This window comes from Echinicola sediminis (assembly GCF_054777495.1).
This window is the reverse complement of sequence record NZ_BAAHAP010000003.1, coordinates 105118-122820: the sequence shown is the minus strand read 5'-3', so window position 1 is coordinate 122820 and position 17703 is coordinate 105118. Positions and strand designations below refer to the sequence as shown.

The following is a 17703-nucleotide window of genomic DNA, read 5'->3' as shown; positions in this document are numbered from 1 at the left end:
TTACCCATTTTAGCTGGGCTCTTTGCAGGAATACTTTATTCCTGTAATCCCGATGAACAGATTGAATCAGCTAATAACGAAAATATTGTAATCAATAATGATGAGACTTCCTTAAGCTCCCGCTTACTTAGCGATAATGCCGGGGTAGTTGGGATCAATATTGGAGGGGCAGCCGGTGCACGTTTGGCAGAGGACGAATTGGCCAATAACCTACCGATGGAGTTGATAGCGCAAGTAGAGGCACCTGTTTATGAAGGCAGCACCCTACAAGCCACTCATGTAGACATCAATGGCGATTATGCTTATGTAACTTACAATACTCAGGGGCCTGTATTTTTAGGTGCAATAGATATTTTTGATATCAGCAATGTTCTTGAACCTAAAATTACCAGTCAGGCTATTTTCAAAGGGGCTGACCTAAATTCAGTTAAATATGCCAATGGCAAGATTTACATTGCAGCCTCTGTGGATATCGATGGTGATTTCGAAGTAGAGGGAGCAGCCAATCTGGCAGTAGTAAATACTTCTGGAGGAAAATTCACTTCCAGTTTTGAATTATATTCGGTTTCGGGCTACTCCGCTACCGATGTCACGCATACGGGAAATGAGATCGTGCTGACCAGTGGAACAGATGGAAGCATTACGGTTTTTGACGAAGATGGCTATGAAATAGAAGCTTCAAAAGAATTTCCTGACCTTAGATCCGTGGCCTATGGAGACAACAAACTTTTCGTTTTTGATGGAGATCAAGGCATCAACTTCCTTAATTCCAACAACCTGACCATTAATAGGACAATCAATTTGGACGAAGACATTTCCGGGGCAAAAAGAACCATGGAAGTCCGGGATGGTGAATTGTTTGTTGCAAAAGGAAAAGATGGAGCAAGCCTTTACAATACAAACTCCGGAGATGAGTCAAGCCAATTTGAGATTCTCGTTGTATCAGAAGGACTCAACAGCGAAGAAGTAGTCACCAATGCGGTAACCCTTAACAGGACCCACCTTTTCATGGCTAACGGAGCTGCCGGTGTTCAGGCCATATCTTATGAAAGTGATGATGACGATGACGAAGATGACAGAATCCAAGCCTTGAAAGTGCTAGGAGTTCTCGATCTTTTTGGTTCTTCCAACTTTGTCAAAGCGAACGATGAATATCTTTTCGTTGCTTCAGGTTTACAAGGACTTCAAATTCTTAAAATCAACCTACCGGATGAAGATGGATCTTCCGAAATTCAGTGCGAAGGATTACCTACGTACTCGGGCAAATCAAACCTGAATGTGAATTCCAATGACAATGAAGGCTACGCTGGCTCATTGTCCGTAAGAGGAGCCAATATCAATGGTATCTTTACCTTCTGTGGTTCTATGGCTGTTCAAAATCAACTTAACATCAATAGTAAGGGAATATTCAATATGAGTGGTTCTTTGGCCATAGGTCAAAACAAAAGAAACACCGTATTTAACCTGAATGGAACCATGAAAATTGAGGGGCATCTGGTTATCTATGGCAACATGAACATGAACAAAAATGGTCGTCTTGAATTCTTGGGAGAGGACTCTTCCATCACCATTTACGGAGACTTTAAAAACAACGGAGGAACCATCGTGGGTGAATATGATGATAAATTAGGCAAAATGGATGATGACGATGATGACGACGATGATGACGACAACGACGACGATTAAACGATAAATATAAATCCTTACAAAAAAAGCTTGCTATAACGATTGGCAAGCTTTTTTTGTAGCACCACCAATAATGGAATAGCAAAGCTGAATTAAGACAGGAAATATGGGGCCTTTCACCGGACTAAACCAGCAGAAAATATTTCCAACAAATCTTCAAGGGGCGTAAAAACGGATCTGTTCGAAATCGTATGGTTACGGCCTGGACTTCACTGATCAATTCCATAATATAAACTATCCATCTAACCAAGCTCATAAAACAAAAAATCCCCGAAGTACTGACTTCGGGGATTTAAACCTTATAAACCCTAATTAAACCCATTAAATGATGTTTACTCAAGCAAATAGCAAAATAAAAATCGTAATTGCTCTAAGTAAATCAACCAAAACCAATACTATCTTTGCCCTATTGTCTATCTGACCTGAATTCTCGGACAAAAATCAATAAACCCAAGAATTTTCCGGTTGTCCATAGAGGACTTTTGACGATTCTTGCCGGTATCTTTCCTCCACCCAATAGTACCCACCTCCACGAATAAGCTTTCACGGGGAACTTGCTGAACGATGGTCCATTTCCTTCTCCTTAATACCGTCTATAAGCGATGCTTACAAAACTTCTTCCTTTTGCCATCGTTTAATTGGACAATATGGTTCCTTGCAGTTAACCAGGTAAGTCCCTTCCGGAGCCATTTACTTGGAAGCTTGTTCACATAGGTGCTTACTTAAATCAGATACCTTGATCGCAATATTTTCTAGACAACCCTACTTACTAAAGATATGCAACTGAGTACTTTTCAAAAAAAACTGAATAAGGAAAATCCAACCGATTTCAAGGGGATCAAAGCGGTTTTCTTGAACTGCACACTAAAGCCAAGCCCCATGGTGTCCAATACCTGGGGCTTGATCAATATGAGCCAGGCCATTATGGAAGCCAATGGGATTACCACGGAGGTTATCCGAGCAGTAGATCACCGTATTGCCTTTGGGGTCTATCCTGATATGACGGAGCATGGTTGGGAATTTGATGCCTGGCCACCCATTCAGAAAAAGGTAATGGAGGCCGATATCCTGGTCATTGGGAGTCCCATTTGGCTGGGTGAAAAATCATCCGTTGCCTCTATGGTCATCGAGCGCCTATACGCCAGCTCTGCCATACTCAACGATGCCGGACAATACGCCTACTATGGAAAAGTAGGAGGATGCCTGATCACAGGCAATGAGGACGGTATCAAACACTGCGGGATGAATATATTGTACTCCCTTCAGCACTTGGGATACACCATTCCCCCACAGGCCGATGCTGGATGGGTCGGAGAGGCTGGGCCAGGGCCTTCCTATTTGGACAAGGGTTCCGGTGGTCCTGAAAATGATTTTACCAATAGAAACACCACCTTTATGACGTGGAACCTGATGCATTTGGCAAAAATGCTAAAAGAGCAAAAAGGTATTCCTGCTCACGGAAACCAACGGGACAAGTGGGATAACCGATCAAGTAAAGATCATCCCAATCCCGAATATCGATAATCGCTATTTCAAGCTAGTTGTCATTAAAACTAGCTTTTTTTAAGGATAAAAGAAGGGCTCAAACTGGCTGTCAATTTGGAAGCAGGTAACTCCTGCTCTTTTCATTTGTACAATGGATCTTTTCGCTGCCTTCTTCAGCTTCCCCTTATTAAATGCCCAGGCATTTACCGCAGCAACTACCTGAATACAGTTCTGTTTTGCCCAAGCCATATCCGAACGGTCAATATTGCTTGAAAACAGGTAGTAATTATTCGGCTGGTAATCCATTCTCCTTTTGTTTTCTTCGATCTGTTTTTTGGTGCAGCTGAGCTTCACCTTCCCTGTAAAAAACTCGGTAGATGCTTCCGTGCCTATCATCAATGCTCCCTCTCTTAACTCATAGTGGTCCAGCAAACCCAAAAGACGGTTAAAACACCTTTTATTAAAGCCCTCCATTTTATTATCAATCATTACTTCTATCTTTCCCTGGCAGGCCGAAAGTACCTCTTCCAAACGAAGTACTTTTTGGCCCATATTTCCTTGCAACTGCTGGACTTCCGCCCATTCCATCGCTGAGACCATTTTATCCACGCCATAATACCGCTTAAAATCTCAGTCATGGTGGGTAATAAAAACACTATCCTTGGTCAGCCTCACATCAATCTCCACCATATCGTATCCTCTACGGATGGCCTCATTTAAAGCCCCCATACTATTTTCGGCCAAGTCCTCATTGACCACTCCTCCTCTGTGGGCAATCAATTGATAGCTCTCAGGCACTTTGGCCTTTACCTCCTGACAATTTCCGGGGACATTAGCTACTAGCGATAAACCAAATAGCAATAAGATACTTAAACTACTTTTCATCTAATTGCCGCTTCCTGATAATACTGTTCAACCAGTTTCATGAGCTTGTGAAACACTTCTGTATTTTCATAAACCCCCATAAATTCGGCAGCATGGGCTCCGTAAGCAAATAGGGGAACCATTATCCCTGTATGGTCCTGGGTGTCAAAATTCAGTTCCACAAGCCCCTTTTCTATATTTCCCTGTGGCAATGTCACCCCACCTGTCTCATGGTCCGCAGTAATCAGCACCAAGGTACCAGGGTTTTCATCTGCGAATTTGATCACTCGCCCAACGGCCGCATCAAAATCAATTTCTTCCTCTACTACCATGGAAGCATCGTTTAGGTGGCCACCCGAATCAATCATTGCTCCCTCCACCATCAGGAAAAAAGGCTTTTGCTTTTTACTGAGGAAACTCAAAGCCCCCTCAGCGGCCTTGACAAGGTAGCCCTCCCTTCCCTTGGCAACGGACGGCAATCCTTGGTTACTGGCAAAATAACCTACTCGGGCTTCATCAGCTACCCCTAGCTTTTCCAATGAACTCAAAAGTGTAAAACCGGCAGTTTCCAGAGGAGCCAACAAGTTGCGACCCTGTATCAGGAAATCATTCTTTCCGCCTCCAACAAACAGGTCCAACTCACTTTTACTTAGATCCGAAGCGATCTCTGCAGTCATGTCCCTTTCCTTTTGATGGGCATAAAAGGATGCGGGTGAAGCCCCGGTAATATGATCAGTGGTGACAATCCCGCTGCTAAAGTTATAGGCCCTCAAGACCTCAGGAAGATTGGCCAATGTCTCATCATCCACTGATTGGCCAATGGCCCTGTTATTCACCTTTTGACCGGTGGCCAAGGCTGTCGCTCCTGCTGCAGAATCCGTCGTAAAATCATCCGCCGACTGTGTCTTGACCAAGCCAATATGCCTGAGCTGGGTGAGGTTGAGCTGATTGCCATGGGCATACATCCCGGCAGAGATTTGGGCCAAACCGTTACCGTCCCCAATCATCAGTATGATGTTTCTAAGCGGCACATCAGATCCATCAAGTTCAAAAGCAGGCTGGTAAATTTCATGACTGCGATGGCTGCCGACCACATTTCGAGAGAGGTATTTCAGGTATTCATTGGCTTCATGTGGATGATCTGTATTGATAAAATCTATTCCCAAATCATAAAACGCTTTCCAGGCTGATTTGCTGTCCGGCGCCCCCCAAAACCGGATAGGTCTGTTGGCATCGTGAACTTTTTTGATCAAGGCTTCCAAGTTAGCTTTTTCCTCGGCCACTATTCTACCCTTTCCGTTCCAAACCGAAAACCGGCTATACGGGAGACTCACCAAAGCTATTTTTTCCCAAGGAAGTTCCCCGGATAGATCGGTATCCTGATAATCAAACCTGACCAGATCCGAATAATTCCGGTAATCCTTTACCGATGGCCGGCTACCGGAAACCACCACCTGAACACCGGACCTGCTTCCGTTCGATAAAATGTCCCTATAATCCTCCAACACTTCCTCCAACACCATCATGGTGCTGTAAGCTTCTGTCTTTATATCTATCAAAAGTTGGAAGTTTAGGCCATGAGCCAAATTCAGTTCCTTTGCCTTTCGAATAGGCTGTAAGTACAAGCTTTCGAGGGTCTTTCCCGCTTCGATCGTTTCCTTTTCGTGCGCAACCATCAGCTTCCCCTCCTGTAAAATCACATCCACTTCTATAGAGGCACACTGGCTGGCATATGCGGTCCAAAAAGGAACTGTCTGATGGTAATCATTGTGGGAATGGAGTTTAAAAAGTAAGCCTTCCTGCCCCTTTACCATAAAAGGCAGCAGCAAACACAATAGGACAACAACAGTTCTGATTCTCATGTAATTTCTATTTTCATCATTTCTACTTCAATATACCGTTTTTCCAAAGCAGGAAAAGGAGACTACCCATAGGCAGCCTCCTTAAGGGGGATTGTTTAATTACTTTACCATCCTTTGTTTTGGGGAATTCCTGAGGAATTGATTACCCTGTTCGGAATAGGCCAAACATGCATCGTTTCGGGATCAAAACTTCTGGCCGGCCAGATCACCTCAATATTATACGGTGACTCAGGATCCGCTTTATCCGCATGGATTCTACCGTATAAGGGCTTGCTGTAAATTTCTTCCGCATCTCCCCACCTTACCAAATCATAATGTCTGTTGGCAAACTCTCCTGCCAGCTCTACCCTTCTTTCATGCTTGAGATCCTCCATGGTGGCATTGGTAATGGGAGCCAGACCTGCCCTGTCCCTTACCTGGTTCAAAGGCCCATCTCCGTTTAATCCTTGCATGATCAAAGCCTCTGATTTCATCAAGAGCACCTCTGCATAACGCAACAACGGCACATTATAAATGGTAGTGGGGTCATTGCCATTGGAATTGATATAGGTTCCGATGGGATCCTCAAACTGGTATTCATACAAATACTTGTTGAACTGAAGGCCTGAAAGAGAGTTTTCAGATTGGTACTTTCTTGTTTCTCCAAAGAAGGTAAACTCATCGCCAAATTTCAAAATGGTTACTTCCCGTCGGTAATCTCCCTCTTCATATTCCTCATAGAGATCATTGGTAGGCATATAATAGCCCCAACCATTATATTTTCCCCAGCCTTTGTTCTCCAGGGAAACTCCAGGAAGCTTACTTCCTCCATTCACCCCTGAGACCACTGACCAAATATACTCTGAGCCCCAGTTGTTATGATGACTGTGCAACATTCTGAAATCCTCATCTGGATTGTCGGTATCATACAATGATCTGCCCGAACCGGAATTGCTCACCCTGTCCGCATAGGTCACCACATCGGCATATTTGGAGGCATCGTATTCTGCCCAATACAAATAGGTTTTCGCTATATAGGCCAAGGCTGCATCCTTGTGGGCCCTGCCTTTGTCTTCGGCATTGTACTCGGTAAACAGGGGCAGCAAGTCCACCGCCTTTTTCAAATCCTCTACGATCTGGGCGTAATTTTCCGTGACACTTGCTGGACGGCTATAGCTCCCTGCATCCTCGAACATATTTTCCTCGGTTACAATAGGAACACCGCCACTCTTATCATCCCCATAGGTATGGGCAATCCAGAAATAATGGAAAGCCCGCATAAAATAAGCTTCTCCCACTATCCTGTTTTTAAGGCTTTCACTGATATCCATATGGGGAACGTTCAGCAAAATATCATTGGCCCGACGGATGATCTTATAGCTCTGCGGATACATCCAGTAGGCATAGCCTTCCTCACCGGTCAAGTTGAAGTTCTTGATATTGTCGGCAGTGGAATTGATCCTTCCGGTAACCATATCATCAGAGGCATTGATATACCAGAAAAAACCCCTGGAAAACATGTCCTCGTCTTTCATATAGAAGTACAAGCCGTTGGCCGCTTCTATTGCATCCTGCTCGGTCTGAAAAAAGTTTTCATAGGAAGTACTGCCAAGCGGCTCCAAATTGGTAAAGTCATCAGAGCAGCTGCTGAGGGATCCTAACCCCAGCGCAAGCACCGTTGAAATTTTATATAAGGTGTTTTTCATCTTTTTTCTAGTTAAAGGGATTATAAGGTGAGTGATAAGCCTGCAGTAAAAGTTTGCGGCAGTGGGTATTTGGCCACATCCAACCCTTTTCCGCCGACCTCAGGGTCCATTCCATTGTAAGGAGTGATGGTAAAGAGGTTTTCAGTGGAAAAATACAACCTCAGGTTACTGTTCTTGGCCACTCCTTGAAGCAAGGTCGACGGGAAGGTATACCCAATGGTCAGGTTTTTCATTCTCAGGTAAGAAGCATCCTCCAAGTACCAGCTGGATGAAGTACCAAAGTTCCTATTGTCATCCTTGGTGGACAACCTTGGAATATCTGTATCGGTATTTTCAGGAGACCAGGCATCCAACACCCTGCTGTCCAAATTATAGCCTGACTGGGAAGCATTCAGGGCAGTAAATTTATAGCCATTGAACACTTTTACTCCCGATACGCCCTGCAAAATGATATTGGCATCAAAACCCTTGTAGTCAAAGGTGAAGTTAAAGCCATAGGTAAAATCAGGCAGGTAGCTGTCCATGAATACCCGGTCTTCATCTGAAATCTTCCCGTCATTGTTCACATCCTGGAATTTAAAATCACCTGGCTGGGCATTGGGCTGGATCAACTGTCCATCTTTGCTATAAGCATCCACTTCAGCCTGTGTCTGGAAAATACCCAGGTACGGCACCAGGTAGGTGGCATAAAGGGGCTGTCCCACCATGGAACGATAGGGAGTCAGGGTGCTTCTTACGTTGTCCCCATGGGCAATGAAATCAATATTGCTTTGATTATATCCATCCAGGTTAATCAGCTCATTGTCCAACATGCTGAAGTTACCACGGGCACCAAAGCCCAGTTCCCCAAATTGATCAAAATATCCTGCAGAAAACTCCAGCCCTTTGTTTCTCACCTGGCCGCCATTCACATCGGCTGCGGAGGTTCCCTGGTGAAGGTCTTCCAAGCCCGGCAAAATCATGCCCTTGGTCGTTTTGACAAAGTAATCCAAGGTCAGCTCCAGCTTGTTGCTGAATAAATTGGCATCCACGCCGAAGTTGGAAGACTCAGAAATTTCCCATTTAAGGTTGGGGTTGGACTGCTGATTGGCATACACGGCTTTATAATCCAAAGTCGCTCCTTCCCCCAACACTACTGTCTGGGTTCCCAAAGGCACATCAAAAGAGTAATAACCTACAGAATTGATATTTCCGATTTGCCCCCAAGAAGCCCTTAGCTTCAGGTTATTGAACAAACTGCTCTTAAAGAATGCCTCATCGGATATTTTCCAAGCACCGGAAACAGAGGGGAAATAGCTCGCCTGGTTATCCATTGCCAGTCTTGAGGTTTCGTCCCTTCTGATACTGGCGGAGATAAAATAACGTCCATCATAATTGTACATGGCCCTGCCAATGGCAGAAGTCAGCGCATCCTCATAAACACTGCTCACCGGAGTCAAAAATTCAGAAGCATTGCCCATGTACTGGTTAAAGGGCTCCTCACTGCTAAATCCTCTGCCTTCCTGGAAGTAATATTCGTATTCGGTAAACTGGGAAGAGTATACCGCTGTCAAACTCAGGTCATGCTTTCCAAAAATCCTTTGATAGGAAACTTGGTTGTCCCAAATCCAGCGATTGGTTTTGGAGTGGCTTTGATACAGGTAATTCTGGAGATTGGTCCTTCCCAATTCAGGAATTCTAGGGCTGAACTGCTTGGTTTCGGTATTGGTGGTATTATAGCTAAAAGTAGACCTAAACGACAAGCCTGGAACGATCTCATAATTCAGATAGGTGTTGGTATTGATATGCGTCACCGGATTATTGGAGGTCGGCCTTAACAGCAGTCCCATAGGGTTGTACACATCACCATACGTACCGGCAAACTGCGACAACTCGTAAGGTACCACTCCGTGAAACTCCCCATTTTCGTCATAGACAGGAGCCGCAGAAGGCATATAAAGTGCGTTAATAATACTTCCTGAATAGGAACTGGAAGAATTGGTGCCCACTGCATTGGAACGGGAAAGGTAGATATTTTCCCCAACGGTAACTTTATCGGATAGGTAAAAATCAGATTTCAAGCGCATGGAATACCTTTCGAATTCAGTTCCTTGTAGCAGTCCTTCTTTGTTCATATACCCCAAAGAGGCCATATAACTGGCAGATTCACTGGCACCGCTTACATTCACATTGGCATTGTAAATGGCGGCATTTCTGAAAATGGCATCCATCCAGTTTGTCCGCGTGGTCTGCCCCCAGGGATTTTGATCCGCATCGTGGGCAGCCTGACGGGCCACACCGGCATTATCAGCGGCCAGGTTGTACACATCGGCCTGTTGTTTGGCGTTTAATGGCGTGGGCAGGTTGCTGGCTTTCTGAACTCCAGAGTAAAAATCCAGAGTCACCTTAGGTTTGCCGAAAGCTCCTTCTTTGGTCGTGATCACAATTACCCCTGAAGCGGCTTGTGCACCATAAATCGCCGCAGCAGCAGCATCTTTCAAAATGGAAACCGACTCAATATCATTGGGATTGATAGGAGGACCATAGTAGGGCATGCCATCCACTACCGTCAAGGGGCGTTCATCTGCCAAAGAGCCATATCCCCGGATCACAACCAATCCTTCTTGCGTAGGATCACCACCCTGCTGAAGAACAGTGACACCTGGAACATTGCCTTGCAAAAAGTCATTTAAATTGGACACTGGCCTGCTGGACAGCTTGTCCAAACCTGACACGGAAGCGACGGATGAGGTCAGGTTTTCCTTTTTGGCGGTACCATAACCGATCATCACCACTTCGTCAAGATCATTGACAGCTTCTTCAAGCAATACTTTCAATTCAGTGCTTCCATTGTAGGAAAGGGTCTGGGATTCCATACCTATAAAGGAAATGGTCACTGATCCGCTGGATGCAGTAACAGACAAAGAAAATTTCCCGTCCACATCGGTAGTGGTACCTTGATTGCTGTTCCCATCGGGGATCACCGTTGCTCCCGGAATGGGGAAATTGTCCGCTTTGCTGAGAACAGTTCCTTTTATAGTGGTCTGGGCATTGACCCTAAACACTAAAAGAAAACTCAGCACAAATAAAGTGTAAAAACATTTTTTCATCGGGCTAGTTTTTGATTGTTGATAGATCAAAACTAGCTCAAACCACTGCCGAACAGGTGGAGAAATATTTCAATAAGTTGGACAAATCTGACACAAAACCCTCCTAATTTGACTGATTTGGGGTGTTTTTACTTCAGCAACATTGCCATAACATCCCCTTATCAATAAGGTAAACCTCAGCCCACTTCCTGTGGCTGTTGAAAGTGTTTGGGAGACTGACCAAAATGCCTTTTAAAAAGCTTGCTGAAGTACTTGGGATCATTGAAACCGCAGGCAAAGCTGACTTCGGAAATGTTCATCTTGTGCTGGAGCAAAAGTTTCTGGGCTTTTTCAAGTTTCAAACTGATGATCAGATCAGATGGAGATGTCCCCAATATCTCTTTAAATATCCTGTAACACTTGATTTTACTCACCCCCAGTTCTTCGCTGAGCATTTCTACTTTGAAATCACCATTGGAGAGCTGTTCCCTTATGATCTTTAAGCCTTGCTTGACCAATTTTTCATTGGGACTGGAATAGGAAGTGTTTTCATCGTCGGGTAGCAGGGAAAGTACATTTCTCTCCGATTTATATCGTTGGAGTTTTTCCAACTGCGTGGAAATTTTCTTCAAAATAAAGCGACTACTTGCCGGCAACTGAATAAAGGTCTCCACACCCAAATCCATCAATTTATCCTGAAAACCGGCTTCTATAGTATCATAAATATAGATGATGGGAATATCTATTTTTTCTTTGGCCCTGGCTTTTACCGCTTCGATCAGCTCCACCATATCGTGACTGATCTTTTCATTGTAAATGATCAGGGCATCTATGGAGGCATTCCGTATGGCAGAAATGACCATCTTAACTTCGTCTTCCACTATAATGTCAAAATCCTCGTTATGGATGATCCTTACCAAACTATCCGACTCGTACTTTTTCCCCAATAAAATGACATGATGCCTATTGGGATCCAGCTGCTCCCTCAAATCCAGGTGCTTCCAATGCCTCACATTGAGTTGCACTTCATTACGCTGCAACTCGGTCAAGGGAATACCGACCTTCACATAAAGCTCCCCTCCTTTTATTTCATGGAAAATGGTACCGGAAAGTCCCTTGAGAATGTGGAAAGCACTTTTCAAATAGGGGCTGTACTGGATAATTTCATCTACATTTTGTACCAATAGTTGGCTGGAAACCCTTAGTTCTACCCACATTTCCCTTTCTCCTGATTGGGCAGTGATTTCCAGTTCAGCCCCTTCTTCCAGGTATTTCAGCATTTCCCTAAGCAGGTATTGCCAGAAAAGTTTGAACTTCAGCACATCCAATTCTACCCATTGATCGTTTAGCTGGAAATTTTCTTTAAGAAGAACACCGTACTTTTCAAATTGGGGCAACATGTTTTTCATGATGCTTTCCATCAGCTCCGATACAATGGTGAGTGATTTTGGGGTTTCCACCTGATCCAACTTGGAAAGTTTATCCCAATCCTTTACTTGGTTCATCATTTGGTCCACCAGCTGCATTACCGACTCCTTACCTGCCTTACTGTGTGTCCGCAAAGGCTCCAAGCTTTCTTTTAGCTCGGACAAGGGCAGTTTAAACTGCCCCAAAAGGTAATTCCTGAATTTTTCGATTTCAAAATCCGCATCCTTGTGTCTTTGGTGCAAAGCCAGTAGCGCTTCTTTTTGCCGATTGATCTCCTTGTTCTTGCTGTCCAGGTCTTGGTTGATTCTTTCCAGCTTTGCCTTTTGTTCACTGATCAGCCTGGTCCGCTCCTCTATTTTCTCCTGCAAAAGTGCCTTTTGAATTTTGCTTCTATGGTTTCTCCACAGCAATAAAGCTGTAGCCAGGGAAAGTAAGCTCGCTAACCACAAAATGGGGGAACGCCATATTGGCCTGGGGACCACAAAATCCATTGAGGCATAATCGTCTGCATCCTCTGCCAGTGAATTTCTCAGGAGAAGATTGTATTCCCCTGGAGTCAAGCCCTCGACGGTAATCCTACGGTCTGTACCTATAGTTATCCATTGGCCGTTCCCTGGGGTCAACTTATATTGGAACTCATTATGAGGGACTTGGGTAAACGAAACCGGTTTGACCTTCAGGTCCAAGGTCCCATCAGCCAATAAAGCCTGCCAAATGTTTTCTCCGGGCTTTTCTAGTTCCAAAATGGGCAGATCATCCTTTAAATTGATATGCTGGGGATGGAAATAATTCAAGCCATTAACCCCGCCGAAAAACATCATGCCACGGTCACTTTTAAAAAAAGCCCCCTCCGAAAATTCAGCCCCTTGCCAGCCTTCTTTGGCGGGCAAAGTTCTGACTGAATAGTTTTTTTTATCCACTCTGGCAATGCCGTTGGTCGTACTTAACCACATGTGTTGATCACTCGGCAGCACACCATACACCAATTGGCTTTTCAAACCATCTTCCTCATTGATCTTATGGATGATCCTTTTTTCAGGATGAAAAATAGTTACTCCGCCAAGGGTGGCCACCCAGATATTTCCGGTATCCTGATCTTCTGCCAAGGCATACAAACTATTGCTAAGCAAGCCCTCCTTTTGGGTAAACTGACTGATCTTCCCATTTTTCCAGATAAGCAATCCATTCTCCTCGGTGGCCAAATAGAGACTTCCCTTGGCTTTCATCACCTGCCTAATATGGAAGGAGCTTAGCTGTTCCTGCCCTTCAAAAGACTCAAAACTCTCTTTTACAAAACTGTACTTTGCCAAACCACCCCAACAGGCCACCCAAATACAGTTTTCCTCCCGGTCCTCATAAAAATCGTAATTTCTATTATTGGGCAAATCAGCAACACTTTCGCTGCTAAAATAGTCCACCTTGTCCTTTCCGCTAATCCTGGCCACTCCGCCGTAGGTTCCTACCCAAACCTTCCCCTGATGATCTGTAAACAAACTTCTTATGCGGTTCCAATCCCCATTTGGCTCATTGGGGTTCAACTTAAACTGTTGGAAAGTAGTGCTGCCTTGTCTATTCACAAATAATCCTGAATTGTAAAATCCCAACCAGACCTGCCCGGACTGGTCCTGCGTGATTGCCCGGATGGTTTCCTCCGGAAGATGAGGGTTGTCCACTGGATGCGGATAGACCGAATATACTTCTCCCGAATTCTTAAAGACCATACTAATGCCCCCATCTTTCAGCCCCAACCAGACATTTCCAAAAACATCCTCGTTGATGGCACATATTTCATTGCTTTTGATACTGTAAGGCTTGGATAAATCAGCTCTGTAATTGTCAAAATCCAGTTCCGAAACCGAAGTGGACTCGTTGGGCAAAACAAAAAGCCCATGCCTGAGCGTAGCATACCATACCTGGCCTTTGGCATCCGTATGGGTGGACAAGATCTCTACATCAGGATACTTTCGTTCCAAAAGTTGATCCAGCTTACTGAAATTGTTTTTCTTAAATGGACAACGCTCACAAGTCCGCAGCTCCCCCTTTTCCCAAACGAACCTTTGCCCGTTTACCTCCACCAAAAAGTCTCCCTTCCCGTCCAGCCCAATCTCTTGGATTTCATCGTCAAAATAAAAATTCCTAAACTGCTTGCCTTGCTTCAAGCTCAGAGAACTGGAAGACGACTGGATCCATAAGCGCGATGCTCCGTCCACCAGCAGGTCGTAAATAAAATTTCCGGCAATGGAGGTACTGTCACCCGGTCGATGCTTATAAACTTTAAATTGGTTTCCATCAAAATAGTTCAACCCATCCCAAGTGGCTATCCAAATGCCACCTGAAATATCGTTCACAATTTGGTTAATGGAGTTGTTGGATAGTCCATCCTCTACCTGATAGGTTTTGAATTTCAAATTTTGACCGCTGGAAAATGACAGGCCCAATACCGTCCAGCAAATTATCATTAACAGAACTTTTCCATTCCTCATTCCTAATGGGGTTAATTTGATTCATAATCAAAAAATAGGTGATCAACTATACCTTAAGACACTTCCTTGCATTATAATCCTGCTGAAAGCATACAGCAACTACTCACAGGTGATTTAAAATACAAAAATATCGTCTTTTACCCCGATAAACTTCTTTAAAAGATTATCAATTGATGAAGTTTTCTTTATGAAATTAATTGTAAAATGGACACAAAAAGGCCCTTATTCTCTATCTCTTCTCTTCCGCTTTGGTGGTTTTAAAGCATCACTTTTCATACAACCCCGTATTCCCCCTTTCCAATAGTGGCATCAATTCCTCAACTATCTCCGGATGTGCCTCTGCAATATTTACCGTCTCAAAAGGATCTTCTTGATGATTGTACAGCTCAAAAACAGGAGCTTGCTTTCGGAAATACTGGGTAAGCCTGTAATCTTCTGTTCTCAAGGAAACTCCCCTGTTAAAATAACTGTAGGCCGTGTTCCTCCATTCTTGGGTAGAGGGCTCATCCATCAATCCCACAAAACTCTCCCCGTCCAAAGGATAATCGGCCTTCAGTCCTACCAGCTCCATTATGGTCGGATAGATATCATTGGTACTGACGATCTGGTCAATGAGCTGCCCTTGCTGCCCTGGCCTTTTGATCATCAGGACACTCTTTAAGGCATTGTCAAACACCGTATGCTTTCCCCACATCATCTGGTCCCCCAAATGCCAGCCATGGTCGCCCCAGACCACCACAATGGTATTTTCATCCAGGCCAAGCGATTCCAGTTCATCCAATACTTTCCCTACCTGGGCATCGATATAGCTCACCGCTGCCAAATAGCCATGCCTTAATTTTCGGGCATAGGCATCGGAGACCTTGTGGTCTAATCCCGCCTTTTCCTCGCCCAAAGCATATTGGTTCAGTTCCCCGCTTGCAATAAGGCTGGCCTTTGAACTATTTTCGGGGATACTGTCAAAAGGCGCCAAAGGAATATCCTTTTCATTATACAAATCCCAATATTTCTTGGGGGCATTAAAGGGTAAATGGGGCTTGAAAAAACCTAGCCCAAGAAAAAATGGCGTTCCATTGTCCTTGGCCTTTAGCTCTCTTAATTTATTGATTGCCAGATTAGCTGTCCGTCCATCAAGGTAGCCCTCATCCCCAACCTCAGCAGCCTCATAAGGTTTTACCTGCTTGTTCATGCCGTTTCTGTTGCTGCCATCAGCATAGCCGAAAAAGGCATTGTGCCCTGTGTCCCACTTTCCAGCATCCAGCAGCATTTCATCCCAACTGTGGGGCAGTTCCAGCTGCTCACTTTGGGGCTCATTATAGCCATAAACATATCCATCAGGGTGATGGGAGATTTTCCCAATCCCCACCGTGTAATACCCCATTCTCCTTAGCTGATGCACGAAAGTTTCCGGAACTTCTCCTTCCGGTTTTCCCGCCAACTTTTTCACTGCCACCTGATTGCTTAAATCCCCTTGACTTTTGGGCAGTTGTCCCGTCAATAAATTGTATCGCGAAGCCCCACAGGTGGGGACGGTCACAAAGTGGTTTTGGAAAAGGCTGCTCTCTTGCGCCAACTGATCGAAATTGGGGGAGTGCACATAAGCTTTTCCATAGCAGCCTAACTCAGGCCTCAGGTCATCGACAGCAATAAACAGTATATTGGGAGGAGTTCTTTCCGCTTCTTTGCAACTGATTACCAGCAAACTAACACTACCTGCAATAACGGTTACAGGTAAAAAAGACTTGATGAGCTTTCGAAAGCCCATTTTTAGGTCAAGCATAAAACATTTATAATTAAGGTATGCACGCAATGTTGCGGTTAACCAAATTCGATTCAGTTATTCCTTTAGGGATAAATCCTTTCTCCCCTACCTGAAGCCATTCAACCTCCAACTCGTTGTGCAGGAGCTTACTTAGAATACAACCGGTACACTTCTGAACCTGCGCACAGAAAGGCGCCTGTTCCATAAACTTCTGTTTTATCTGCCCAAGCCTTTCCTGGAGCTGCTCCTATGGGCTGCACATACCCCAGCATTCCTTCATCTGTGACATAAGTGACCATTGCATTCCAAGCTTTTCTTACGGCCGGCTCATACTGCTCAGCAGCTAAGATGCCTTCATTTATTCCCCAGGCCAATCCATAGGTAAAAAAGGAAGAGCCACTGGTTTCGGGGGTAGGGTAATAGTCCTGCCCCAGCAAACTCATCGCCCAATGCCCCTCTGGAGTTTGAATTTCAAGCAGCTTCTTGGCCATCTTTTTATAGATTTTTAGGAAATATTTGTAGGACTTGCTGTCAGGCTCCAGTTCATTCATAATATTGACCAGCCCGGCAAATACCCAACCGTTTCCTCTGGACCAAAATATCTTGGTGCCATTATCCAATTTTCCCATATAGCTTTGGTCCCTATAATAGAGATCCTCCTTTTCATCAAAAAGAAAGTCAGTGGTGGCTTTAAATTCTGACACCATAAAGTCCAGGTATTTCTGCTCACCTGTCAAATTATACAGTTTTGCCCATACAGGTGGGGACATAAATAGCGCATCACACCAGTTCCATCGGTCTTGATGATAAGGCGTTTTCCATTCCAGGGAACTTACCGCCGGATGATACATGATATATTCAAATTGCTTTTTGGTGGGATCCAGCATTTTCTCCTCCTTGTATTTGAGATAAAGGTCAGCATACAGCTGCCCCACCGTGTGATCATCGGCATGGTACTTCCTTTTGTAAAGCTTCCATTCGGCCTCTTCTCCGATTGCCTTTAGCCATTCAAAATAAGTATCATCTTCCGCCATGGCAGCCCACTTGACCATCCCCACATAAAGTGCTCCGTTGGTCCAGTCCAATGGATGATGGGCCTTCAAATAGCCAGGGTGGCCTCCTTTAAAATTCTTGATCTGCCAATCGGCCACCCGCTTCATTGAGGCTTTGACATCCGTTGGATTGATGGTTTGGGAAGATACATTCAGGCTAAAAAGGACCAAAGACAGAAACATCAAAACTGCTTTGGTCTGATGAAAAATTTTCATGGATAAATACTGTTATAGGTGTCTATTGTTATCGGGGCACAGTATACTATATTTTGGCCAAAACACAGCAACCGTTCGAAAAAAAGGACAAAAGTCCTAAAAAATAAAAAAC

The 17703-nt window shown here is 44.5% G+C and carries 10 protein-coding genes; 2 read left to right on the top strand and 8 right to left on the bottom strand.

Annotated elements, in window-relative coordinates:
* Together ACYVAA_RS01795 and ACYVAA_RS01790 are read left to right on the top strand one after the other, a co-directional pair.
* The coding region (locus tag ACYVAA_RS01795) for an LVIVD repeat-containing protein (RefSeq protein ID WP_460538305.1) at nucleotides 1–1686 on the top strand (1686 nt) is incomplete at its 5' end.
* Nucleotides 1687–2463: 777 nt separating this feature from the next.
* Nucleotides 2464–3210 carry a flavodoxin family protein gene (locus tag ACYVAA_RS01790; protein WP_460538304.1) on the top strand — a complete coding sequence of 249 codons (747 nt, stop codon included), beginning with the start codon at nucleotides 2464–2466 and terminating at the stop codon, nucleotides 3208–3210.
* Between the two features lie 39 nt (nucleotides 3211–3249).
* Here the strand turns inward: ACYVAA_RS01790 and ACYVAA_RS01785 are convergent, their stop codons facing one another.
* From ACYVAA_RS01785 to ACYVAA_RS01750, 8 genes are all read right to left on the bottom strand, one after another.
* Nucleotides 3250–3759, bottom strand: coding sequence for a hypothetical protein (locus ACYVAA_RS01785; RefSeq protein ID WP_460538303.1), 510 nt, complete (start codon nucleotides 3757–3759; stop codon nucleotides 3250–3252).
* 42 nt (nucleotides 3760–3801) lie between these two features.
* Complete coding sequence (locus ACYVAA_RS01780; protein ID WP_460538302.1) at nucleotides 3802–4056, bottom strand: PI-PLC domain-containing protein; 255 nt, start codon at nucleotides 4054–4056, stop codon at nucleotides 3802–3804.
* Complete coding sequence (locus tag ACYVAA_RS01775) at nucleotides 4053–5897, bottom strand: alkaline phosphatase (RefSeq protein ID WP_460538301.1); 1845 nt, start codon at nucleotides 5895–5897, stop codon at nucleotides 4053–4055. The genes ACYVAA_RS01780 and ACYVAA_RS01775 overlap by 4 nt, the downstream gene beginning before the upstream one ends.
* A gap of 104 nt (nucleotides 5898–6001) precedes the next feature.
* Nucleotides 6002–7582 (bottom strand): RagB/SusD family nutrient uptake outer membrane protein, encoded by a 1581-nt coding sequence (locus tag ACYVAA_RS01770; protein ID WP_460538300.1) that lies wholly within the window; start codon nucleotides 7580–7582, stop codon nucleotides 6002–6004.
* Nucleotides 7583–7602: 20 nt separating this feature from the next.
* Entirely contained in the window at nucleotides 7603–10671 is a 3069-nt protein-coding gene (locus tag ACYVAA_RS01765; RefSeq protein WP_460538299.1) for a SusC/RagA family TonB-linked outer membrane protein, read from the bottom strand.
* A gap of 176 nt (nucleotides 10672–10847) precedes the next feature.
* Nucleotides 10848–14561: a two-component regulator propeller domain-containing protein gene (locus ACYVAA_RS01760; RefSeq protein WP_460538298.1), complete on the bottom strand. Its 3714-nt coding sequence runs from the start codon at nucleotides 14559–14561 to the stop codon at nucleotides 10848–10850.
* 265 nt (nucleotides 14562–14826) lie between these two features.
* Nucleotides 14827–16341, bottom strand: coding sequence for a sulfatase (locus ACYVAA_RS01755; RefSeq protein WP_460538297.1), 1515 nt, complete (start codon nucleotides 16339–16341; stop codon nucleotides 14827–14829).
* A gap of 128 nt (nucleotides 16342–16469) precedes the next feature.
* On the bottom strand, nucleotides 16470–17591 hold the full coding sequence (locus ACYVAA_RS01750; RefSeq protein ID WP_460538296.1) for a glycoside hydrolase family 88/105 protein: 1122 nt from the start codon (nucleotides 17589–17591) through the stop codon (nucleotides 16470–16472).
* Nucleotides 17592–17703: the final 112 nt, after the last annotated feature.